Origin of the sequence: Maricurvus nonylphenolicus, assembly GCF_042854845.1 — a bacterium.
Classification (GTDB): domain Bacteria; phylum Pseudomonadota; class Gammaproteobacteria; order Pseudomonadales; family Cellvibrionaceae; genus Maricurvus; species Maricurvus nonylphenolicus.
Genome location: NZ_AP031498.1, coordinates 240944 through 264165, shown reverse-complemented (window position 1 = coordinate 264165; position 23222 = coordinate 240944). Strand labels below are relative to the sequence as shown.

Sequence of the window (23222 nt, the reverse complement as noted above, 5' to 3'; positions counted from 1 at the left end):
GCAAGAGGCTTTAGAAGTTATAGCCTAGAGAGACACGAACAGTCTGCGGTGCTTGCCACTGAACGTAGTCAATACCACCGAGGGTTGGATTATCCAGGTTAATATTACTTGCCACCTCAGCATTCTCCAGATTCTGGACCGACAGGGTTGCGTACCAGACATCATCGAGACTGTTAAAGGTCACGTTAATGTCGGTTTTGTGATAGCTATCCTGATAGTCGCGATCTTTGCGGTTGTAGGCAGAGAAATAAACCTCATCAGACCAGTAATAGTTAACACTGGAGGTCAGACTACCCCAGGGTAAATCCCAGGTATAAGCGGCATTCAGACTTGCGGTGTAATCAGGCGATCTGGCCAGATCATTACCAGACAAGTCCAGCAAAGAGTTTAAGCCATCATGGGGATCATCATCAAAATACTCATCAAATTCAGCATCGGTCCAGGCCAACGCAGCACTCAACTGCAAACCTTCCATCGGACGTGCCAGCAGCTCCACTTCCAAACCTTGAATACCCGCTTCACCGGCATTGGTCACAATACTATCGGTACCAACAATGGTTCGAAGCTGCATATCAGTATATTCATAGTAGAAAGCACTGATATTGGCTTGTAAACGGTTATCGAAGAAACGGTTTTTCGAGCCGATCTCCCAGGCAAGAACCTCTTCTTCATCGTAGGAGTCAGCATCTTCTATCTGCAGGAAGCCACCGGATTTAAAGCCGGTCGATACTGTCGCATACAGCAAACTGTCTTCGGCCACTTGCCAATCAACACCCAGCTTCCAGGTAACACTGCTCCAGTCATCCTTTTTCTTAAATGACGACGCAGGCGCGATAGGTGCAGGACCAAACTCTTTACGATAAATCGATGCTTCTTTTTCGTCTTTACTGTAACGTAATCCGCCTGTGACTTTCACGTCTTCATTGATGTGATACGAAACCTGACCAAAGGCACCCAGAGAGTTACCTTTTACATTACTGCGATTACCAAAGTACGCCGGGTCGTCTAACCCCACATCAACTGTTGAATACAATGGCAAACCCGCTAAGGGGCCAGCCGGAATCAGAATTGAACTTAACCCCGTTCCATTATCGTTAAGCCAATAATCTACATCGTTCTCTTCTTGCAACCAGTACAGACCCGCAACCCACTCCCAATCACCGGCATCAACTGAGGTCAGCTGCAGCTCTTGCGAGTACTGGGTGTTTTCCTGGAACGTATTTTCATTGATGATTTCAACATCCGAAAAGTCAGCATCAACAAAGGTGTCTACCGTATTTTCCTGCCACGCACTGATTGATTTCAATGCAACATTGCCCAGATCCCAATCAACCGTAATCGACGCTCCCTTGCGTTTGTTATCACGTTTATCCTGGCCATTGGTTCTGACTTTCCAAGGATCATCTGGATTCTCGGTAGCACCTGCATAGAATGCGTTAATATTCCCTGGCGGAGAGGGATAGTCCCCCAAAGGCTTTGAACCATTACCCGCACCTTTGTCGTTGGAATAATTCATACTCAACAACACATCGAGTGTTTCGGTAGGGGTGTACAAGAATTGGGTACGCAGGTTTAACGCATCGCGATCTTCCAGATCATCGGCACCTGGCGTCAGGTTTTCATAGTAACCGTCACGGGTTTCCTGCTGAGCACTGACACGCATAGCCAGCTTGTCATCAATCAGCGGCGCATTGACAACGCCTCTTAGGCGCTGATGATTGTAATCACCCAGTTGTACTTCAACATTACCTTCAAATTCCTGGGTTGGGCGATTGGAAATCAGGTTAACAGAGCCACCGGTGGCATTACGACCATAGAGGGTACCCTGTGGGCCACGCAGTACCTCAACACGATCCAGATCGTAGAATAAGGCGGAGCCGGCACTGGCACGGGTTTGGTAAACACCATCAATATGGAAGGCAACACCCGGGTCACCGGTCACCGTGGTCTGCTCCGAGCCAATACCACGCACCGTAATACGCGTATTAGAGCCCGATTGTGAGAAATGCATACCAGGAACGGCCAGAACCAATGATTCGGCATCAGTAATGCCCATCTCATCGAGCTTGGAGCCACCCACCGCCGAAATAGCAGCCGCAACATCCTGTACACTCTCGGCCCTTTTCTGGGCGGTTACAATAATTTCTTCAATGGCAAAGTCATTATCTGATTCTGCAAATACGTTCGTTGTCGCACCGCAAGCAATTGCGGCGATTGATAATGCCATCGCACGCTTTTGAAAAGCTTTCATCGCACTCTCCAGTTTAATTATATTTTATTGAGCTTGTACGGTATCAGTTATAACCCTGCCTTCGAATGGAGAAATTACTTAATCATATGGATGATTATTAAACTCTCTAGATATAGTTGTAGAAAATTTACATAAATAAATAACGGTAGCCTTGCAGGTAGCCTTGGAACATAAACAGATCCAGCCCTGCCACGTGATACACCAGCCACTCGATAAAACACACACCGAGCATCGGCATTAGGAAATAGCTACTGGCCAGACACATATATCGCGTGCCGCTACCTCGATAACATCTATATAGCTCATAGACAAGGTGAACAGCGCCCATCGATAAGATCATGAGCGCATAATAGATTAAATAGAAACCCTGTAATCCGGCATATATGCCTTCGGCCACGCCAAAGATCTTGCCGGCCATCACGATTTCTTTCAGATGCCACAAGAACGGAATAAACAGCCCTATTTTAATTGCCTTAAATGTTCCTGCATCTGCCGCCCTGGCCCAACCATAAGAAATAGCGGCCCCACACATAATGCAGATAAACAGCGTTACACCCGCAAGGTTACGAATGCCCAGGGGGAGAAAGAATGCCATATCGTAAATAAGCATCATAACGATGCTTAATAGTAAAATGCTCCAAGCCGCCCGCCATGGAGCAGCAATAAACGATAAACCAAAAGCCATAACTGCTACCGGGAGGCCTCTTCAAATTTTGCATTACTGGATTGTTGAATATCCGCCAAATATCGCTGCAACGCTTGGCGCATTTGCAATTCGACTTGACGCATCTCTGGATCATCTATCAGATTTCTTTTCTCAGCGGGATCACTGCGTAAATCAAACAGCTCGTCTCGCTTGCCTCGCTCGTAGTCAATTAACTTGTAGCGATTAGTTCGCAACGCTGTTTGAGCAGGCACAGGATATGGAAAATCTTTAAAATAGGTATATACCCAGAATTCTCGCAAGGAGCCTTCAAAACTCTGCTGCTGTAACAGGGGAGCCAAACTCTTACCCTGCATATGGTTGGGCACTGCTATTCCAGCCAGCTGTAACAGGGTGGGGGCCAGATCCAAATTCAGAATCATTTCCTTGGAACGTCGACCAGGCGCATCAACACCCTTTGGGTATCGCACCACAAAAGGGACCCTGATGGATTCCTCGTAGGACCAGCGCTTATCGATCAGTCGATGCTCGCCCCACATATAACCATTGTCAGCGGCATAGATCAGGATTGTATTTTCGGCCAGGCCCAATTCATCCAGTTTATCCATGACGCGACCAATTTGCTGATCCATCGCTACAGCCGTCTCGGCGTAGTCTTTTATTTTTTCTTCCAGAGAACTCCACAGGAAATGTTTAAAATTGCCATCGGCAAGTGCCAGCCAGGAATCAGCCTCGTCGGGCAATACCACTTCGGCGTTATCGTATTTACCGCTCGCCTCTTCGTCTGGCTGCATCGACAGATGCACTGCCTTATGGGACAGATACAAGGCAAAGGGTTTATCTTTATTATCCTGAATATATTGCACCGCAAAATTGGTTAAATCATCGGTAATATAACCATTCACTTCGGCACCCGGCATGGGCGACTCACCCACAGCCAGCGACTTTCCATTTACTATGTAGGGTGTATTGTAATAAGCCCCTTGACCGCCCATATGATCAAAGGTCACAAACAGATCCATACCGCGAAGTTTTGGAATGGCACCTGGCATATGCCACTTGCCAATAAACGCCGTGTGGTAACCTGCCTGTTTCAGATATTCGAAATAGGTGACATTGTTATTGTCCCAAGGCGTAAAGTTATTCTGCACTCCGTGCTTTTGTGGATATTGCCCGGTTAGATAACTCGCCCGCGATGGGCTACAGAGCGATGAGGTAACAAATGCATTCTCAAACAGCACCCCCTCTTCGGCAATGCGATCGATATTAGGGGTTTCTATAAACGGATGCCCCATTGCACTTAAATAGTCCCAACGATGATCATCCGCCAAAATAAAAACGATATTCGGCCGTTCAGAATCTGGGATATTATCCTCAGCCAAAGCAAACGCACAGATAAACTGTGCGCCTGCTATTAGCAAAAGGATTATGCTCTTTATGGCTTTCATTGATTAAGCATCGCCAAAATACGCCCCAGGTCCTCATCACTGACCTGGCCTTTGGAGAACTGCACAACATTTTTAATCGGCATATCCAAAATAAGTGCCTGCATAGTTAAGCCCTTTTTCATTTTCTGTACTTCAGCAATCTCTGGCGGCTGTCCTGCGCTGGCCGGATTGTCCGAGCCGAACACGTTGCCTGCCAGCTTCTGAATCATTTCAGCAATAATTTGCTTGCCTACCGGATGCTTCTGAATGTCCTTTACCAGCGAATAGCGGGTAAATTGCTGTTTTGGTATTTTGGCATCGGTAATACGAATTTTCTCTTTAACCGATTGACCACGGGACGAATTACCCACCAACACAGTAAAGTCACCTGCTTCCGTTAGCCACTGCTCGTGTTTGGCACTGTAGAATGCAAAATCCCTATTGGTCAGTGTAAACGAAACCGCTTTTTCCTGCCCCGGCTTGAGTTCAACCTTGGCAAAGTGTTTTAACTCCTGTTCCGGACGTGTGACAGAAGACTCTTCATCTTTGATATACAACTGCACAACTTCCTTACCTGCCACTGCACCGGTGTTTTTTACTTTCACGGTTACAGATACAGAATCCGTATCGGTTATTGCCTTTTTATCGAGTGTTAAGTCACTGATCTCAAAGGTGCTATAGGATAATCCATAGCCAAAGGGAAACAGGGGCTCAATTTTCTTCTTGTCATAATAGCGGTAGCCCACATAGACGCCTTCATTGTAATAGGTTTTACCCTCTTCTCCGGCCCAGGCGATATAGGTAGGATTGTCTTCGATACGCTTGGGGAAGGTTTCAGCCAACTTACCCGACGGATTTACTTTTCCGGTCAGCACATCAGCCAGCGCGCGGCCACCGGCCTGACCACCAAGATAGGCCTCCAGTACACCGTCAACCTGATCAATCCAAGGCATAGCCACCGGCGATCCATTTTGCAGTACCACAACGACGTTCGGATTCACCTCAATCATCGCGTCAAGTAGTTGCTGATGCCCAGGGGCGATACCAAAGCCAGCGCGGTCAAAACCTTCAGACTCTTCCATAAAGGTTAAACCCAACACGACCACCACCTTATCGGCGGATTTAGCCACATCACGGGCATCGTTAATCAACTCCGGTGTTGTTCTTCCCATCAGGTCATAACCCGGGGCGAAAGCCGCATCCAGATGATCCATCAGACTTTCAACTTTGGTTGGCGTTACCAGCGAACTGCCCGCACCCTGGTAGCGAGGTGTTTTGGCAAAGTTACCCACAACAGCCACGTTATCAGTCGACGTTAAGGGCAGGATATTGCTGGCATTTTTTAACAGCACAATACCTTCGGAGGCAACGCGATAGGCAAGCTCGTGGTGAGCCTCTGCATCGAACTCCTTATAGCGACCGCTGCTTTCATCAAGCTCGAGTGTCACTTTCAACAGATGGCGTACAACATCATCCAGCGCATCTTCTTGCAATTGGCCGCTCTTTACCGCCTCGACAATCTTTCGATCGTTAATACCACCATCGGCAGGCATCTGTAGATGCAAACGCGCACGAATACCCTGCACACGGTCATCCACCGCGCCCCAATCGGTGACTACCACACCGTCAAAGCCCCAATCTTTGCGTAAGACATCATTCAGCAAATACTCACTATTGGAAGCATAGACGCCATTGACCTTGTTATAAGCGCTCATCAGCGATGTTGGTGATGATTCCTTCACCGCCATCTCAAAAGGTCTTAAGTAAATCTCATGCAGGGCGCGCGGGCTAACTTCAGCACTGATGGTCATGCGCTCGTGTTCTTGATCATTAACGGCAAAGTGCTTTAAGGAAACGCCTACCCCCTGCTCTTGCACACCTTTAATGTAGGCGGTGGAGAATTGGCCAGACAGAACCGGGTCTTCGGAGAAGTACTCAAAGTTTCTGCCGCCCAGGGGAGAGCGTTTGATATTGGTTCCAGGCCCCAACAGGATCTGTACATCCTGCACTTGAGCTTCGCGCCCCAAAGCGCCGCCGACCTTATAGGCCAGATCCGTATTCCAGGTTGACGCCAGGGTCACTGCTGGCGGATAGCATGTGGCAGGCTCGGCATTACCAAACTGCCCGGTCAGTGACTTTCTGAGCCCGTGGGGGCCATCGGCCATATTGATTGATGGAATGTTGAGGCGATCAATGGGTTTGGTATCCCACATGTTTGCACCGGAGGTTAACTGGGCTTTTTCTTCCAGTGACATGGCTGCAATTAGCGCCTCAATTTGATCATTATCGACTGCCGCTTCCGACACCTGTGCCACTGCCATAATTACTCCCATGCCTAGCGTCTGCTTAGGGGTCAACTTCATCGTCATCTACTACACTCCGGAATCTACAAGATATTGATTACCAGCCCACTCTCTACTTACACTGGTACTGACTGTAATCATTCTTGCAACTGTGGCCAGCAATGAGAATGCAGGAATATCACAAGGACATGGAGAAATTTATTATTGTTATGGCTCAAGCCCGGCATAAGACCCCAACATTACATATATTTACTATGCATATAAGCTCTGGTTGCTATTATAAGAAATGAATATATGCCCGAAGCAGCCCCATCTTATAGTCGTAAGCATCATTACATAGCGGAGAGGAGACCCAGGGTAGATGACTGAACTGCAGAGAGCTGCAAACATATACTGGCAGCTGGCCAACAGACAGCCCGTCTGCAGGGAAGATTATATTTTCTGCATTAAAATCGTCTGGGGAGATCACAAGGGCAGTCCGTTTTATACCCTCACCTGCGATCTGCCTGAGACGGTGATGCCTCCCGTGATGCTAATCGAGCAACCAAAACTGGAAGCGCTCTTGGCTCGCTGGCAAGCAAGTTTCAAAAATACCCATAGCTTTAGTGACCAACAAGCATGTCTGTTTATCACAGAGCTTTACGCCGTTTTGGAAAATGTCGATCCACAGATAAAAAAACGTGTAGCGCCAGGGGTGACACGCTGTGCCCGCAATACCGTCAGTGATTTTGTGACTCGCCGCCCTAATGTCAAAGTCGGCTGGACACTACAATTAACGACCGAAGGCCAGGGCTCTTACAATTGCATTCGCAATCAATTGGTTAGCCAGCCAGGCGACCTGGTCCTGCTCTCACCCGATGCCCTCTATGATTATCAACGCCACACTGACTGTGAAGTTTGGGAACATCAATGGGTCTATTTTATTTTGCAAGATGATTGGCTGGACCTCCTACAGTGGCCCGAGATAGGCCCCAATATTTACCATATCCAAAGCTCAGGCCAAGCCCTGGAAAAGATACAATCGCTCTTTACAGAGTTACTGGATATACGCTTTGATCAGCATGAATTAACAGAAAGGCTATCTGCCAATTTACTTGAACAGATTCTTATTCACTGTCAGAAAATTGCACCAGCAACAGTAAACACCAAAGTCGATCGTCGAATCATTCAAGCCAAGGATTATATCTTAGCCAACTATAACAAGTCGTTTTCCGTGGCCACACTGGCAAAAGATATAGGTCTGTCTGTTGCGCGTCTTTCTTCGTTATTCAAACAGCACACAGGCACAACGATCGTACGCTGGCGCGATGAGCACCGTATGACCCGAGCAGCGCAACTGCTGCAACAAACTGACCAGCCGGTTAGCCGTATTGCTGACATGGTGGGTTACAACGATGCGCTCTACTTTTCTCGCTGCTTCCATCAACACACAGGCTGCAGCCCGATAGACTATAGAACCAAAAAACAAATTCCCCAATTGCCGCAGGACGGCGATCAGCCAGAATCTCCCATCGAAAGCCAGCAGGTCTAGTTAGGTCTACTTTTTTCAAGCGATTCCCGCACCTCGAGGTAGTTGGAATAGTTTGCGTTATAGCGCGAAAAAAACAATACGGCGATAAGGGGCAATAAAAAGCTTGTCAGAGCAAATACAGCCGCCAAGGAAGGCAGAGAGTATTCAGGCAGCAGCTGTATATTTTCATAGTCAGGAACCTGCGCCAATTCAACCACAATACCGGCGATAAATGTGCCCACACCGAATGACATTTTCTGGATCAGCATTATCGCTGAATTCAGCAATCCCTCCTGACGCAACCCAGAGGTTAATGCCATTTCATCGGCCACATCCGGTACTATTGAAGCAAAGCTGTTGATGTGGGCAATAAAGAACGTTTGTTGAAAAATGATGAACAGGCAAATGACCAGCAATAATCCGCTACTACCACTGGGTGGCGTAATACCGAACAGATGCGCAACTACAGGAGCAGGGCCCAAACATGCCGCTACCAGCAAACAACCCATTAACGCCTTACTCTTGCCGATATAACGTGTTGCCTTTAATGATAACCAGGCCGCAGGTAATAGTGACAGGAGCACACATAACATAAACACACCGACTTGTGTGCTTTCAAAACCATAAAAAAGTGTATTGATATAAATAAGTAGGGAGTTGGAAACGCCTCCCGCTATGGCCACACACAGGCACCCCAATAACAGCGCCCTAACCGATGAAAACTTAAACAGTGAAATCAAGTTGCCAAATGCTGAATGCCAAGGCTGCCGCTCTTGCCGCTCTGAAATTTTAATCAAATGAGGAATATGCTTACGCGTCCCCCAAATAGCGACCATCATACCCACCAAACCCATGGTAGCGCCCAGGATGCCTATATATTGAAAACCTTCAATCGGCGAACTTTTTTTTGCTGCCATCGGAATAAACACAAACCAGGCAACAAGCTGAATGGCAATACCTCCGATATAGGCAAGCGAGCTTCTGTAAACAACAACATGCGTGCGTTCGTTATAGTCGGCGGTTAATTCCGCGCCTAACGCCATATGCGGTACGGAAAATACGGTAAGCGATACCCTCACGGCTATCGATGACAACAAGTACCACAAAAACAAGTTATCTTGTGACAGACCTGACGGCGGATAAAAAACCCCGACAAATGAAATAAAGAATGGCAGTAACGCAAACAACATAAAGGGGTGCCTACGGCCCCATTTTTTGTTTGAGACACTATCCGATAAATGACCAACCAAGGGATCGGTAATAGCGTCGACAACTAACGCCAGAAGAGCAGCCAAGCCAGCAAGAAAAGGAGAAAGACCAAGCAGGTGGGTATAATAGAAAAACAGAAAGAATTGAAAGCAGCTATCCTTAGCCGCCCATCCCCACTGCCCCAGGCCGTAACTGAATTTGCTCTTAAAATGTAGCTTGGCCAAATCTAACGCTCAAAATCCACATAAATGGGGGATGACCATGCCCTCTGGCCAAGCTCTGCCAGACAGTCATCGGTAGAAGGCGTGCGATAGTCTCCATAACAAGGGTCAACCTCTGTTACCTCGCCAGCTTTATCAAAGCTTGCTCTAAGATTAGCACCATTTATTGTCGCAGTCGGCTCTTCGATAGCACGCACATAATATATGGCTGTACGTTCACCTCTCACAAAATCCGGATCACTGAATTCGATAGTACAGCCTGACTCGGAGGTCTCACAGGTAAAGACCTTCCATTTATCCTCGATCAAAGGGGCAACCGGTTCATTGTCAAAGGCCTGCGGGGTAATTTTCACCACTTCAATACGGTCTATGGCATAGCGGGTATCCGATGGATAATAACACTCCCCCAAGGACATACGCTCAAGACGTCGCTCAGCCATTGCCTTCACCACATAATCCGGGCAACCGGGTAGTTGTTTGAATGACCCCTTGGCACTGACTCTGAATCGAGGTGCCTGCCCCATAGTCACCTCACTGCCCATCGGCAGTGTTTTCTCTGAATCGGTTGCATTGAGCAGATCAAACCACAGTAAAATGCGATGACCACTGGTGCCATAAACTTCGCGCCGTTTCATCGCATCCCAAATCGCATCGCGATCACGCCTCTCTGCATGCACCGCCGCCAATCCACCGGCACTCATAAAGGACGTTGTTCGTTCAAATTCAGAGGCATAAATGCCCGCTTTTACCGGATCGATTGCCTCTACCGGTAGAGAGTGGGCAGCGGCTTCAGGCAAGTTTACCGTTGAGCGATTTAACATAGTCCAAAATGATGATCGCACGCCGTTGGCATCGGCGGTAAACAGGCGGTTTATCTGCTTGAAGCCGTGACCAGCCCTGGCGGAATGGGTATCGGTAGAAGCTATAAAACCCCAGCGATAACGTTTGGGGGATTCAACATCAGAAAAATCCTGCAACGCCAAACCATACTGCGCCGATTTTTTTGGCCGATAGTTAAAGGCCGGCAAAAAAACATCCCGTGCCTGCCCGGCATCCAGCCACTCTTCGGGATGGCTGTCCGGTACCGTCAAAAAGCCATGTATGGTATCGACTTGCACATAGTTTTTGCGTGCCAGCGTGGCTCTGTTTTCACACTCCTCACTCGTCTCTCCTTGAGCCAAACAACGCCCCCTAATAATTTCACCCGCCTGCCAACAGGCAGGTAAATAGTTTGCTTGGGGGTCGGGGCAATACCAGCCTCCATTGTCATCTTTTTTGCGAACCGCAAAATCCCTAAACACTTCTGAATTACCGTGACCAGAGTAAACCTCAATCAGCGAGGTTTTACTGGGGTCACTATTTTTTGCTTTTAGCGAATGCTCCCACGAAGCACCAGGCGGGGTATAGAAGCCCCAACTCATCCCGTGGGGAATCACCAGATGCTCTCCGCCCCACTGATCGAGTTTTCGAAACAGCTCCGACGGTGTTAGAGCGGTTTCATAACAATCAGCAGGCAGCGATGGACTGGCAATGTCAGGATCACACACGGGTGTGGCTGCCATTATATCCACCCAATCATTATAAGAGCGCAGGTAGTCTTTATGTCTCGGATCTAACCATTGCAAAATCGATGGTTGTTTAGATTTATTACTTCGGGAAGCAATGGTTGATACACCAGCGCCTACCGACGCAATAGGTCTGGCAGGCAGTTCTTCAATATTTTTGAATAGCACATTGTGATGGCCATAATGTTGCTCTGCAGTAGCCCCGACCTGAGTCCATTCCCAGCCCATAAAGGCCACCAGATCTGCATCACCAGTATCACCCGCAAGGCGATTGCAATGTTTGATCGCTTCAATGGCATCACGCCATTGTGTGGGTGTATAGCTTTCGGCATGATCCGTTAAAAAGAAAAAATCCAACTGCGATACAAAGCGGGCATAGTCACAGGCATAGGCCGGAGGAAAAGCCCCCCTGGCTCCATGAATCAAGGGCAGGCTGTACATAAAAGCATCAGCAGAGTTGGTGGTATGCACGTGAGTGTCGCCAAAGAGAATTTGCTTTTCGCTAGAGGGGGTATTCGCGTGTGCTCTCGCCTTCGATCTGTCCGCAACAACGGATGCTGGTATGCGTGCTTCTGTTACCGGTTGATTATCGAGTGGAGTCTCTTTCCACAGCTGCTGCGGGTCCGCAAAGTAGGTAGGCAATATTTTATAAGCGCTATCTGGCGCTTTACCGGACAATAGAATTATCAAACCAACCGCTACTATAGCCGTCATCATAGCCGCCAGCCAATAAAGCTTTCTCATGTTTACTCCTCTACCAACAACATAAGGTTGCCATTCTTTTTTTGTTTCACATTATTAGGCCAAGCTGCGAATCACCAGCCAGTAGCTGCCCAATCCCAACAGAATTGACGAGATAAAACGGGACAGCACAAATTCCCTTAAACCAACACCAAGCAATTGAACACACCTCAACAGGCAGCAACAGAAAACAACAAACAACAGCTGCCCTATCTCAACGCCAATATTAAAACCTGCCAGTGCCGGCAAGTGCATGCCATCCGGCAAACCCACATCACTCAATACACCGGCAAAGCCAAAGCCATGGACAAGACCAAATATCAAGGTAAGCAGCGGACGAGATGCCAAGGCGGCATCTTTGTCACTGGCCATAGGTAAGTAGGCAAGACTAAATAGCGCCATGCCGATAAGACTCAGCCACACTTCACTTCTGCCTGCCAGATACGACAAACCTGCCAATCCCAACAGCAACAGAGAGAATAACCGCGACAGCTGCTTGGCCCTGGAGCCTGTTGCGGCAATATTCTCGATGGCCACAACAGCAATACTAAAACCAATTAATGCTTCAACTACGCCAATATCTGGCGTTACCAGACCCAGTGCCGCAAGACTTAAGGTAATGCTATGCCCTAGGGTGAATCCCGATACAATCCAGACTAGATAGCTTAAGCGGCGCGACATCAATATCAGCGCCAATAGAAACGCCAGGTGATCTATCCCGGCAATAATATGAAAGACCCCCAACTCCAAATACTGCAATATTGCAGAACCCAGATTGTCACTTGCGCCAGCCCCCGTGTTTAGATCATGAACACGCCTGTTGCTGGTAAACAAATATTGCTGATCTTGACCACTGGAGATATCAACACTCGCATAATGAACATGGCTGGATGCCACTGAGAAAAAACTGTTTACGGCTATGAAATAGGCATCACCTTCCGGGCAGATATAGGTGATTTTTTTGCGCATCAGTCCACGCTCGGCCGCTATAACCTCCCCCTCAGAGTCGACGTGACAATCCTGCCCCGCCGCAGACACCTGCAGGGTTCGCAGTAAATGCGCAGACAGCAAGCGATCGAGATTTGGGGCTTCACTTTCTATTAAAGGTAAGCGAGTCACTTCCCGGGAACCAACTGTAAAGGTCACTTCCACTTTATCGCCTTCAATAACCCATCGCGAAAATGACTGACTGGCATTATGCCCATAGACTTGCAAAGACAGGAGGCAACCCAGTAAGCACAGCAATGCCTTCACTGAGTATAAACCTGGCATTCGTAAACTTACTCTACCCATGTAATCTCTGCCTCAGCGCGTAACTGTGCGATAAATTGCCGCAACGCTTTTTCACTTTCAGGAATCGTGTCGTTATTTACCTCACCCCAACCTTCACTCACCTCGACAGTATTGGCTACACGTATCATTAACGATTGAACAACATCGGATCGAAAATTCTTATCTTTTCTCAACAGATCCAGGGACATACCGTGCTGTACCAATAATTCCTCTTCAATCAGTCTATCCAATACCAGCTGTTTATCTTGTAGCGTTAATTCACCACGCTTTTCGCTTGCCATCAGCGCCAAGGCCCGCTGATAGTCCGTCATATATATTTCTGATTGGTTAACCTTTACCGCAACCGTATCAGGCAGATCACTGAGCACGCCAAACGCTTGCGCCAAAGCAATAACAACGCCGATCATCGCGCACCCGCAAGGTAACCACAGCGATGACAACCATCCGCCTTCTTGCTGCTCTCCTGATGTGTCTGTCACGTCACGTGAATACATAACGGCTACTTTTGTTTATTTAGAAAGTTGACAAATATGGGCGATGACCATGCCCGCTGGCCTTGCATAACCGTACAGTCATCGTCTGTGGGTGTACGTATGCCGCCATAACAAGGATTAATACCAACGACCTCACCCTTATCATTGAATTCTGCTCTTAGATTACCGCCATTAATCATGGGCGTTTTTTCTTCAATGGCTCTTACATAGTAAAGGGCATCGCGTTGCTGGCTCGCAAAATCTTCGTCAGTAAAGGTTACCGTGCAACCACTTGGGGAAGGCGTGCATTGAAAGGTTTTCCAATTGTCTTCAATAAGCGCATCCACTGGCTCCCCAGGATATTGTTGCGGCCTAATGCGGGTTACCTCGATGCGATCAATCATGTATCGCTCATTGCTTGGGTTATAACATTCACCATTGCCGAGTTTCTGTAACCTTCGATCAGTTAACGCTGCCTTGACGTAATCCGGGCAACCGGGTTGCTGTTTAAACGAGCCAATGGCAGTTACTTTAAATGTTGGGTTGTGCGGTAATGCCAGCTCGCTGCCCATGGGCAGGGCTTTCTGGTTTTCAGCCGCATTGACCAAATCAAACCACAACAAAATACGATGGCCGCTGGTACCGTAAACTTCTTTACGTTGCATGGCATTCCATATCGCTTCCCTATCGCGTCCATTTGCATGCACGGCAACAACACCGCCTGCGGTCAGGAAAGACATTTTGCGTTCCTGCTCTGAAACCCCGGCGTCTCTATATCTGTCTATATCGAGAATGGAACGGGAGCGGGACTCCGGTGCCCCCTTGCCCCTCTCATAAATCATCCAGTGCCAAAACGGGGTTTTACCACCGCGCATACCGGCATCACCGGTACCAATTCGAGGGGACTGTTTAAAGCCGTTACCCGGGCGGGCAAAATGTGTATCCGAAGAGCCAATAAATCCCCACGTGTAGCGCAACGGATTTTGCGGATCATCAAAATTGGTTAACGCCAAACCATACTGAACGGATTTCTTCGGTACATAGTTAAACGCCGGGGCGAAGACATCACGAGCCTGGCCAGCATCCAGCCACTCATCAACCGTGGAGGCGGGTACGCTCAGCCAGGATGAAACATTATTCAATTCAAGAAAGTGCGCTCTTGCCTGTAGCGCTCGCTGTTCACACTCTTCGACTGTCTCATTGTCTTTTAGGCAACGCTTTCTGATAATTTCACCGGCTTGCCAACAACGTGGTAAATAATCGGCACGCGGCTCAGGACAAACGATATTGCCACTCTCATCGTAAGCGCGGGCTACAAAGCTGCGATACGTTTCGGAGTTGCCATGACCGGAATAGACTTCAATCAACCGCCCTTTATTTGCATCAACATGGTCTCTCACCAATTGATGATCCCAGCTTGCCCCCGGCGGGGTATAAATTCCCCAGCTACTGCCGTGAGGGACAACCAGAGTGTCAAAACCCCACTCATCCAGTTTTTGATAAAGCTGTTTTGGTGTTGCGGCCGTTTCATAACAACTTGTCGGTAGCTCAGGACTCGGCACGCCTTGCAGGCAGTCCGGCGTTTGTTTTAATTGTTCAAAGAAGGTCAGCATCGATTGGTAATAGGGTTTATTACCGGAATCCAAGCACTGCAACCCCTTTGCCATCGCCTGCGCCGCTCCAGCCGAACGCAAGCCACTGGTAGCCAGCCCAGATGCAGCAATAGGTCTCGCAGGTAATTGATGCGACTCGATATCTTTAAACAGCACATTGTGATGGCCGTAGTGCTCCTCAGGTGTATTACCCATCTGCGACCATTCAAATCCCATAAAAGCTACCAGATCAGGATTGTCAGGGCTTCCTGCGATCGCATTGCAATGGCGTATGGCTTCTTGCGCCTGCTGCCAGCGCTCAGGTGTGTAGCTTTCAGCGTGATCCGCCAAAAAGAAAAAATCCAATTGCGCAATATAGCGCGCATAATCACAAGCCGCCGAAGGCGGGTAAGCGCCACGGCTGCCAGTCATCACCGGCAGGGAAAACATAAACGCATCCAGCGACCATGTGGTGTGCACATGGGTGTCGCCGAAAAGAATCTGTTTATCATCACCTGCCAGTTCACTTGCCGCCTGAGCTTCAACTCGGGCCTGCTGTTGCGAAGCGTAACGAAGATCGATATTTGCCTGGGGCGTTTTATGAGATGAAGATTGCCCCGGCTGCAAAGGATCCTCTTGGTAATAACCTTCAGGATCGGCAATACGCACGTAGGTTTCAAGCAGGACAACGAAAGCCAGAACAACAATGACTATACCGCTGACGACTAGTTTTTTACGCCAACCGGCCTTGGTAAAACCCGAGATCATACGCCTCCCCCACGAGGATCATTTAATTCATGCAAGGCACTATTGATTCGAATATCTGCCCGAGCACGTAAGCGTGACAATAATGCCCCTAACGCCAGATCACGCCCGCGACGGTAATATTCCGCCCTGACATCCTCTGCAACTTCTTCGTAGGCAGGCTGGTAGGATGCTTTGACACGCGTGGCGTAGAATAGATAAACACCCTCATCGGTTATCTGCGGTTCGCTCAATTGGCCAGCATGCAGAGACATGGCCACCTGGGTCAGCGAAGGCCCCAAGTAACGCCTCAAACCAGACGCGGGCATGAGGCTGTTGGGGATATGATTAACAATATGCTCAGCATGCAACTGGCTTGCCCGTTGATAGGAAGTACTTGCTATTGCCTGGCTGATGGTTTCGGCGTGATCCGGCGTCTCAACACGAAAGACGATTATGGCGGCAGCCTTGGAACGCTGAAAAACAGCTTGGTGATCCCTGTAAAAGGCTCGCAATTCATCTTCAGATACCGGTTTTGCCAAGAACTGTTTCACCACATCATCAATCACCCGGTGTACTAAATCCTTGCGCAAACGCGGCTCTGCACTCAGGGAGCCTTGCGCTTCGATATGCTGGAGCATCAGTTCTTCATCAACCAGAAGCTGCAGTAATCGCTGATGCTCCTCTGGCGATAGCTCACGGTGTGAGATGGACTGCGTATTGTTAAGTACCTGTACGACGTGATCTCGAGTCACGGGGCGCTGATTCACCATCACCAAAGCCCCCTCTTCTGAAACCCACCAGGACTGCTCTACCCCTCCGACAATAAGGCTGGCAAGCAAGACGATGACCGCCAGGCCAATGCGCCACTTCCTGAGATAAGTATTTGATTTAATATCTACTTTTGACATAAGCCGTATGAAGATAGCGTGGACGGGGAGACCGGCAGGTATGAGCTTCACTTATATAATAGGAAAAGCAGACAGAATTCGAATGTCCAATGCAGACAGCGTTATCACAAATCGAGACATACCCTGCAGAGAGCCCCTGGATTGCAGCCATTGCCCCCTGCTGGTATCGCAAAACCGCTAAGCCTATAATCGCAGACTGATTAGAAGATAAATAAGAGCCGCGCATCACCTATGAAGGATGAACAACTGCCCCCCGTACGGAGTGTCAGCCCGGAAGCTGGATTGGCCTCAGTACCCGCAGTGAAGCAATACCTCCGCTCTGCCGAGACCTACGGCATTGATTACGCGCCCTTATTAACGCAAGCGGGTATTTCCCCAGACGTTCTTAACGATAACAACCAATGGGTACCCGCATCGGCGCTTGAAAAGCTGCTCTCCCTATTGATTCCCGCCAGCGGCGACCCCTGCTTTGGCCTGCATACATCCGCGCATATTTCCTACGATATGTATTGCATACAGGGCTATATCAATATGAATTGCGCCAATCTGCGCGAGATATGGGATAAAACCCCTATCCTCGAAAAGATTATCGGTGATATGGGGTATTCCACCCCTATCTACGGCCCTGAAGAATCATCGCTGCGCTGGGACTGCAATTACACAGATCCGGTCGTCAAACGCCATATTACAGAAAATATTCTCGCCTCCTGGGCCTGCTATGCGAGAGAGTTCCTACTACCAGATCGTGCAAACGAGGGACCGACACAAGTGTGCTTTACCCATAGCGCACCTGCCGATCCCGCATTGCTAGGCGAGTATGATAATATTTTTGGTTGCGAGGTATTGTTTGATCAGCCCTATAATGCCATCACCATTGATAACGGTTCATTAAGCTACCCCATCACCCAGGCCAACCCGGCTATTTTGAGTTCACTGCTTGACCATGCCACACTCATACTCAAAGAGCTGGATAAAAACCGTTCCTTTGCCGATCAGGTCAAAAACCTGTTACGCCTGATGATGAATAATGGCGTGCCGCGACGGGAAGCAATTGCCGAACAACTGAATATGAACAGTCGCACCCTGCAAAGGAAGCTCAAGGAAGAAGACACCAGCTACCAACTGCTGTTAGACGAATTGCGCTTTGAAATGGCAAGCCATTACCTGGCCAAGACGAACCTGACCATGGAGTCGGTTGCCGAAAAACTGGGCTTTGCCGAGACACGTTCTTTTTATCGGCATTTCAAAAATTATTCAGGGCAAACGGCTGGCGAGTTCAGGAAGCAACACCAGATGGAGTTTTCCGCATAAACCATTAGCTAGATGCCCTTAAAATCTTTACCAAACCAGCCAACCAATTCACATATTAAGACACCGAAAAACCTGCTCGTATTTTACCTCTTTGGCAAAGAATAAACTGATTGCCACTCCTTTGGCGGCGAGCTGATAAGATTAGCCTGACGAAGAATTTTCGATAAGCGGTCATTCTGACGCATGCCGATAATGCCTTGCTGTACCGCAATATAAAAATCATCCAAACTCTTTGGATCCCCTGAAAAAACGAAATAGCTTTCTCTGTTCAAAACCACTTTAAAACGACCAATCGGCTTGACCTTAATTCCCTTGCGAATCACCTCATAGCCAGATTCAGGATCCCCCTGGAGGGGAAGTATGGTGTAATCCGCTCGCCCACTTTTAAGAAACTCAAATACGCGATTAACATTGACATACTGCACGGTCGCATCAAAATCATCTTCAAGGATTTTTGCTATATATCGCCAACTTGAAGGAATAACAGGAATCAATTGCTTCAATTCTTTAACGCTTGTCACCTGATGAACTTTGGCATTGGATTTTAACGCATAGAAGCCTGCAGACTGCTGCCCTTTTAATATAATGGGATGCGTCACCTTGACGGCCCCTGAAGTAATAAGTGGCTGCGTATATTCATTGATGGTGAACGGGACTGCGATCATATCAACCAGCCCTTGGGCTGCCACCCACAACCCCCTACGGTAATTAGGCACTACGACAAACTCTGTCAGGTAAGCAGTATCATGCCGGGCTAGAAATTTACACACGAGTACAGGATATGCGATGCCTGGATTTTCCTTAAAGATGGAAAAATCATGAATATCATTGCAGGAAGAGCTGCCTACGATTTTCTGATAACCGTTTAGATTCTCTTGGGTAATAGCAATTTTTAGTGTGGCAGCCTGAGCATTTATAGCTACAAGGCATAATAAAAGAATCCAGGTTCGCCACAATATCATCATCGCCACACAACGTCGTCAATGCTCACATTTGCAATACATTCAGCATAGCAAAGTGGCTACGTACTACCGGCAATAGCGTTTTACAATATCGATATATTGCGGATACTCCTCAATCAACTGGCTCTCTGTTGCCAACTGCATATCGGCAAAATCAAACCCCGGCACAACAGCTTCGCTTATTAAACCGTATTGCCCTTGAGTTAGCTCGCTGGCTTTCCACACCCCGCCCGGCACCACAAATTGCAACTCCTGCCCCGCCTGAAGATCCGGCCCCAACACCTTTACCTCTAGCTCGCCACTGGGATGCAACAGGTAGTAGGTGATGGGATTTCCCAAATGATAGGCATGGAAGATATCCGATTGATTTAAATGCCAATGCCCAATGGGGGAATCATCGGTTAACAGGTAATAAATACTGGTAAAGCTAAAGCGCTCCCCGCGAGCAGTTTGAATCCGCTCACGGTGCGAGGCTTCAAAAGTGCGCCGAAAATAACCACCCTCAATATGAGCTTCCAGCCCAAGTGATTCTATGATCTGTTGTTTATTCATACGCCGCCCGCCTTAATACTTGCAATGGTTACCCAATACAATATACTGTATATTAATACAGTTAAAAATAATTACCCAATCAGGAAGGATAAAAGGAATAGAGCCCCCATGAAAGTCTCACGCCTTGCACCGACTGAAATAAATGACCAAATGGCCCTGCCGCTGTTTCTTCATGCGGTAATGGACGAAGCCTGCAGTAATGACGAGGAGGCAGAAGGTCTAAGCCTCGATATTAACGATACGCTGATTCGACGCCCCAATACCACCTTTTACACCTACGCCAAAGGGGATTCCATGGCGGAGCTGGGTATCTTTGATGGTGACCTGCTGGTTGTCGATCGCTCCGCTAAACCTCAGGACGGTGATATTGTCATTGCCAGCCTTGAAGGCGAGCTGATTTGCCGCAGCCTGGATATGCAAAACAGCTGTTTGCGCTCTGGCGACTCTGAATTACCACCCATTTTATTAAGCGATCAGGTGGGGCTGACACTGACCGGTGTCGTCAGTCATTCGATTCATCAGCACCGATAACTGTCGGCTAAGCCTCTCCCCGCTCGCGCGCCATATATTCCCGTGGCGTGCAGCCCTCGGTTTCTTTAAACAGTTTGGAAAAATACGACAGACTGTCGATTTCAATATGCTGTGCTATTTCAGTAATCGATAAACTCGAAGAGCGCAGTAACGATTTAGCCGCATCTATTTTGCGCTGAGTGAGAAACTGCTGAAAGGTCACCTCATACTGCTTTTTAAATTTTTTCATAAAGTGTGAGCGCGACAGGTGACACAACTCGGCCGCCTTATCGACACTCAACTGGTAGCAGTTATGGGTATTGAGATAATTCACTAGCGGCTTAAAGGCGCTGGGATTAAAACGCGCAACCGTATTAATACGCTCAACACCGTTTTCAAAAATCATACTGACGGCCAAACCCAAGGCCTGCATTCTGGAACTGGCGACCGCTTCAGACGCTTCACTGGCGCACCACTTCAACAGGGCAATCAAACAGTGAAAATCCTCCGGATTTAAATCCAGCACCAACGCCTGCGCCGGCATGGCAAAATCGGGATTGATGCGCGTTAATTCCGCCAGGGGAAAATGCAACACATGGTAGAGCTGGCGCCCGGGCTTTACATAAAAGCTGTGAATGGTATCCGGCGGCACCAGTAATACCTGACCACTGGCCAAGGCTTGCGCCTGACCACCACACCAAACCTCGCCGTACATATCCTCATACACCACCAGCTCGCACACCGCGTGAAAATGGTTACTCACCCGCCAGGGTTCGGTCACCTCCCGGGCAATGGATTTGAGGCTGACCTGACCCTGCTCGGGAAAGGTAATTTCCTGGTTATAGACCTTTTGCTGCATGCTGTTACTATCCGTTGCTATACCCGTTGCTATGGCCATCCCCATCTGACCACAACACTATAGTTATACTATAAGCGGCTTTCACGCTATTTTTGCTGTTCCAATAGAGACTATTATTACACCATAGACGTATACCAATACAAGACAACAGAGCCGAGACGATGATTAAGCAGCAGATAGACCCGGAACTCCTGATCGCCATGGAAGAGCGACAACTGCCCGACTTTGATATGTGGGAAGACCTCAATCGCACCCGTGCGACCTTCAAAAAAGGCCTGCTTGCACTCACCAAGGATATCCCGCCCATGGCGCATATCCCGTTCGAAGATCATCAGATCCCCGGTATTGGTAATGACCCGGACGTGCGTGTACGGCTATACCAACCCAACAATATTGCAGGCCCCATGCCGGCGATGCTGTGGATACACGGGGGTGGTTATGTGATGGGCACCATTGATGTGGAAGTACCCATGATGCAAATTATGGCCGACAGCATTGGTTGTACTATCGTCGCGGTGGAATATCGCCTGGCACCAGAACACCCCTTCCCGGCGCCGCTAAACGATTGTTACGCCGCACTGGCTTGGATGTTTAAGCAGGCAGAAAACCTGAATATTGACCCCAAGCGCATTGCCCTGAGTGGTGTCAGCGCCGGCGGCGGCTTGGCCGCAGCACTGGCGTTAATGGCGCGCGATAAAGGTGAATACCAACCCTGCTTCCAGCTACTGCTGTGCCCCATGATTGATGACCGCAACAACGAGGCCTCGACCCTGTTTGATTTAACCGGTATCGCCTGGGACAAAGATTCTAACCGCCGCGGTTGGGATGCCTACCTAGGTAAAAATAAAGTAGACGACCTGCCAAGCTACGCTCTGCCATCACGGGCCGAAGACTTAAGCGGTTTGCCACCGGCCTATATTGCCGTCGGCAGTTTGGATTTATTCCTCGATGAAAATATCACCTATGCCCGACGCCTGATGGCGAATAAGGTTGCCGCCGAACTGCATGTATTTCCCGGCGGCACCCACGCCTTTGAATTCCGCGCACCGGGTATTCGTTTATCACGCCGGGCGCACTATTTGAATTTTGAAATTGTTAAGCAGGCGTTTGGTATCGCATAAGCAGAACACTTATAAATGCCAACTATCGATTACAATTAGCGATGAGAAACGGGCCAACCTGTGGTTGCCCGTTTATTTTTCCAACCAGTTAACTAACTGCGTCCAGAAAGTCGCCTTAGCATCTTCGCGAAAATAACCGGTGTGCCCCAAGGCTTTCATACCACCTTCATGCGGTGAAAGCATTTTTAGCTCACTATTGGTATTGGGGAAAAAGGTTAACAGGTGGGATACATTCACTTCCGGTGCCAGATCATCATCACTAAAGCCCAATGACAAAACATCCTGTTTAAGGTTTGCATAGTTCTCCGTAGCAACCCCCAAACCGGCATCAAATAAATAATCCCTCTTTAACATCCAACTGGCCCACTGCCTGATAAAGGGCGAGGGAATATCAATATTGCCCAGCCCAAAAGTCTTGCAGGGAAATTGTTTATTAAAGGCTGTCACCAACGGAAACAGCACCTTGGCGGTAAAAGCTATTTTCAGATTGCCCGGGAAAGACCAACGCCGCCAATAAGGCGCCGACGATGCCACCAGAACTATCTTACTCAGCTTGGTTGCCGACGGCGCCATACCCAGCAACTGGCCACCAATACTGTGACCAACAAAATACACCGGCAAGCCCTTTGACTCAGCAAAGGCTATAGCGGCTTCAATATCCTGTCGCCCCCAGTCCAACATGCTAATAGAATTAGCCAAGCCTTTTGCCTCACTATCACCGGTAAAGCGATAATCAAATGTCAGCGCATGAAAACCCTGGTCAACCAGATAATGGGCAAAGCGTTTATAGTAATGCTGGGAAACACCTAGGGCGCTACCGATAACGACAACACCTTTGGGTGCATCACACTCATAGAATTGCGCGGCGAGCGTTTGTTGATCGGCGCAGGTTAAAATCACTGACTGTACGTTCATTGTGCTTTCTTATTATGTTGTTGGTGATTTGGTTAAAGTATAAAACTTTAAGCTAAATGCCAAGTCAGCACCCCAGACAACTAAAGCG

At 48.5% G+C, this 23222-nt stretch carries 18 protein-coding genes; 4 read left to right on the top strand and 14 right to left on the bottom strand.

The features are described from left to right. Window positions 1–10: 10 nt before the first annotated feature. The 4 genes from ACGHZ6_RS01190 to ACGHZ6_RS01175 all read right to left on the bottom strand — a co-directional run bounded on the left by ACGHZ6_RS01190 (window position 11) and on the right by ACGHZ6_RS01175 (window position 6663). Complete coding sequence (locus ACGHZ6_RS01190) at window positions 11–2251, bottom strand: TonB-dependent receptor (RefSeq protein WP_390616946.1); 2241 nt, start codon at window positions 2249–2251, stop codon at window positions 11–13. 127 nt (window positions 2252–2378) lie between these two features. Further along, the gene (locus ACGHZ6_RS01185; RefSeq protein ID WP_390616945.1) at window positions 2379–2936 is read right to left on the bottom strand and encodes a hypothetical protein; all 558 of its coding nucleotides are present in this window, start codon (window positions 2934–2936) and stop codon (window positions 2379–2381) included. Window positions 2937–2941: 5 nt separating this feature from the next. Further along, window positions 2942–4336, bottom strand: coding sequence for a sulfatase (locus ACGHZ6_RS01180; protein ID WP_390616944.1), 1395 nt, complete (start codon window positions 4334–4336; stop codon window positions 2942–2944). A gap of 23 nt (window positions 4337–4359) precedes the next feature. After that, complete coding sequence (locus ACGHZ6_RS01175; RefSeq protein WP_390616943.1) at window positions 4360–6663, bottom strand: glycoside hydrolase family 3 C-terminal domain-containing protein; 2304 nt, start codon at window positions 6661–6663, stop codon at window positions 4360–4362. A 343-nt stretch (window positions 6664–7006) separates the two neighbouring features. Here ACGHZ6_RS01175 and araC point away from each other — a divergent pair, with 343 nt between their 5' ends. Next, window positions 7007–8176, top strand: coding sequence for an arabinose operon transcriptional regulator AraC (araC, locus tag ACGHZ6_RS01170; RefSeq protein ID WP_390616942.1), 1170 nt, complete (start codon window positions 7007–7009; stop codon window positions 8174–8176). Here araC and ACGHZ6_RS01165 read toward each other — a convergent pair. From ACGHZ6_RS01165 to ACGHZ6_RS01140, 6 genes are read right to left on the bottom strand one after another with little or no spacing between them, the layout of a single operon-like run. Next, window positions 8173–9588, bottom strand: a complete 1416-nt coding sequence (locus ACGHZ6_RS01165; RefSeq protein WP_390616941.1) for an MFS transporter — start codon at window positions 9586–9588, stop codon at window positions 8173–8175. The two genes, araC and ACGHZ6_RS01165, sit on opposite strands and share 4 nt — an antisense overlap. 2 nt (window positions 9589–9590) lie before the next feature. After that, the gene (locus ACGHZ6_RS01160) at window positions 9591–11894 is read right to left on the bottom strand and encodes a DUF3604 domain-containing protein (protein WP_390616940.1); all 2304 of its coding nucleotides are present in this window, start codon (window positions 11892–11894) and stop codon (window positions 9591–9593) included. A 54-nt stretch (window positions 11895–11948) separates the two neighbouring features. Continuing rightward, window positions 11949–13163 (bottom strand): HupE/UreJ family protein, encoded by a 1215-nt coding sequence (locus tag ACGHZ6_RS01155; protein WP_390616939.1) that lies wholly within the window; start codon window positions 13161–13163, stop codon window positions 11949–11951. Between the two features lie 8 nt (window positions 13164–13171). Beyond that, on the bottom strand, window positions 13172–13678 hold the full coding sequence (locus ACGHZ6_RS01150) for a hypothetical protein (RefSeq protein ID WP_390616938.1): 507 nt from the start codon (window positions 13676–13678) through the stop codon (window positions 13172–13174). Window positions 13679–13683: 5 nt separating this feature from the next. Next, entirely contained in the window at window positions 13684–16017 is a 2334-nt protein-coding gene (locus tag ACGHZ6_RS01145; protein WP_390616937.1) for a DUF3604 domain-containing protein, read from the bottom strand. Beyond that, the gene (locus ACGHZ6_RS01140) at window positions 16014–16904 is read right to left on the bottom strand and encodes a peptidylprolyl isomerase (protein ID WP_390616936.1); all 891 of its coding nucleotides are present in this window, start codon (window positions 16902–16904) and stop codon (window positions 16014–16016) included. The genes ACGHZ6_RS01145 and ACGHZ6_RS01140 overlap by 4 nt, the downstream gene beginning before the upstream one ends. 231 nt (window positions 16905–17135) lie before the next feature. Between ACGHZ6_RS01140 and ACGHZ6_RS01135 the strand changes: the two genes are divergently transcribed. After that, entirely contained in the window at window positions 17136–18215 is a 1080-nt protein-coding gene (locus ACGHZ6_RS01135) for an AraC family transcriptional regulator (protein ID WP_390616935.1), read from the top strand. A gap of 83 nt (window positions 18216–18298) precedes the next feature. Here ACGHZ6_RS01135 and ACGHZ6_RS01130 read toward each other — a convergent pair whose 3' ends face one another. Further along, window positions 18299–19186: a hypothetical protein gene (locus tag ACGHZ6_RS01130; RefSeq protein ID WP_390616934.1), complete on the bottom strand. Its 888-nt coding sequence runs from the start codon at window positions 19184–19186 to the stop codon at window positions 18299–18301. Window positions 19187–19243: 57 nt separating this feature from the next. Then, on the bottom strand, window positions 19244–19729 hold the full coding sequence (locus tag ACGHZ6_RS01125) for a cupin domain-containing protein (protein WP_390616933.1): 486 nt from the start codon (window positions 19727–19729) through the stop codon (window positions 19244–19246). A gap of 108 nt (window positions 19730–19837) precedes the next feature. Between ACGHZ6_RS01125 and ACGHZ6_RS01120 the strand changes: the two genes are divergently transcribed. Further along, window positions 19838–20260 (top strand): LexA family protein, encoded by a 423-nt coding sequence (locus ACGHZ6_RS01120; protein WP_390616932.1) that lies wholly within the window; start codon window positions 19838–19840, stop codon window positions 20258–20260. Window positions 20261–20267: 7 nt separating this feature from the next. Here ACGHZ6_RS01120 and ACGHZ6_RS01115 read toward each other — a convergent pair whose 3' ends face one another. After that, on the bottom strand, window positions 20268–21137 hold the full coding sequence (locus tag ACGHZ6_RS01115; RefSeq protein WP_390616931.1) for an AraC family transcriptional regulator: 870 nt from the start codon (window positions 21135–21137) through the stop codon (window positions 20268–20270). Window positions 21138–21259: 122 nt separating this feature from the next. Here ACGHZ6_RS01115 and ACGHZ6_RS01110 point away from each other — a divergent pair, with 122 nt between their 5' ends. Next, window positions 21260–22219 (top strand): alpha/beta hydrolase, encoded by a 960-nt coding sequence (locus ACGHZ6_RS01110; protein ID WP_390616930.1) that lies wholly within the window; start codon window positions 21260–21262, stop codon window positions 22217–22219. Window positions 22220–22291: 72 nt separating this feature from the next. Here ACGHZ6_RS01110 and ACGHZ6_RS01105 read toward each other — a convergent pair whose 3' ends face one another. Then, a complete protein-coding gene (locus ACGHZ6_RS01105) occupies window positions 22292–23134 on the bottom strand; it encodes an alpha/beta fold hydrolase (protein ID WP_390616929.1) in 843 nt (280 codons plus the stop codon). Window positions 23135–23222: the final 88 nt, after the last annotated feature.